1 protein-coding gene is annotated in these 1,248 nt (G+C 71.4%); it reads left to right on the top strand.

What is annotated here, in order from left to right:
- Positions 1-1,248, top strand: a 1,248-nt coding sequence (locus AB0G02_RS41015; RefSeq protein ID WP_360806197.1) for a hypothetical protein, incomplete at both ends; no start/stop codon positions are given.

Genomic DNA, 1,248 nt, shown 5'->3' with positions numbered 1-1,248 from the left:
GGCCCGACCCGGCAGGCCGCCGGGCACGACCGCGGCATCGACGTGGAGGTCGCGGCGGACGCGCCGGTGACCGTCTGGGTGGTGCCGCACCGGGTCGGGCCGCCCTCCCGGCCGGGCGACCGGATCACCATCAGCGACGGCCACCACAGCACGCAGGTCGAGGTGTGGATCGAACCCTCCGGCGGGCGGTGGACCGGTGAACGACCGGACGGAACACCGCTGGACCTGGAGATCGTCGCCGTCCACGCGGCCCTGATGCGCGGCCGGAACGGTGCCGAGGTGGTGATGTACTCCCCTCCCCGGAAACGCGACGAGGACGGGAACTTCGTCCCCAACGACGAGGACGCCGGTGATCGCGACTGGGTCTGGGACGCCGAGGAGATGCACGGCCCGGAGTCCCGGGCGCTGGACCTGACGACGTGGTGCACCCGCGACGTCAACCCCTGGTACGCCCCGCACGTGCACAGCAACATCTTCTGCAGCGGGGCCGCCCACCTCCCCGACGGGCGACTGCTGGTCGCGGGAGGGCACATCCACAAGCACTACCAGAGCACCTGCGACGACCCCGGCGAGGAGCACACCGACAACGGTGGCCGTCTGCACTGCTACGACCCCGGGAACGCGGAGACCCCGTGGACCACCCTGCCCCTGGAGATGCGGGAAGCCCGGTGGTACCCGACGGTCACCCCATTGCCGGACGGCCGCCTGCTCATCACGGGCGGCAGCGGTGAAGGGCTGTGGTTCAGCGACGCGCAGTACTTCGAGTCCATCCGCAACAACTACGTCGTCTGGGACGGCGAGCAGCTGAGCACGACGCAGACCCTGGTCGAGTCGCCGGAGGCCCTGGACCCGCCACTGGCGACCTACCCCGGCGTGTTCCTCCTGCCCGACGACGAGGGCGACCCGGTGGTGGTCGTCGTGGAGACCAACCGGGCCTGGCTGTACCGCTACCACTCCACCGGCAAGGCGCTCCGACAAGCCGGTGGACCCCGCTGCATGACCTCACCCGGCTCGCGCAGCTACCCCTGGTACGGCGCCATGGTGTTGTTGCCGTTGGAGCCCGGTCAGACGACCAGGAGCATCCTCGCCGTCGGTGGGGCGCACGAGCAGAGCACCGACTACACCGCGTTGGTCGGGGACCAGTGCTACCCGGCGGACCCCGCCGCGGCGGCGGCGCAGGACACCGCGAGCACCGCCCAACTGCTGGAACTGGACATGGCCGAGCCGCTGGCCGACACGGGCCGCTGG

Origin of the sequence: Actinosynnema sp. NPDC023658, from assembly GCF_040639995.1 — a bacterium.
GTDB lineage: Bacteria > Actinomycetota > Actinomycetes > Mycobacteriales > Pseudonocardiaceae > Actinosynnema.
This window is presented reverse-complemented; position numbering and strand designations above follow the sequence as displayed.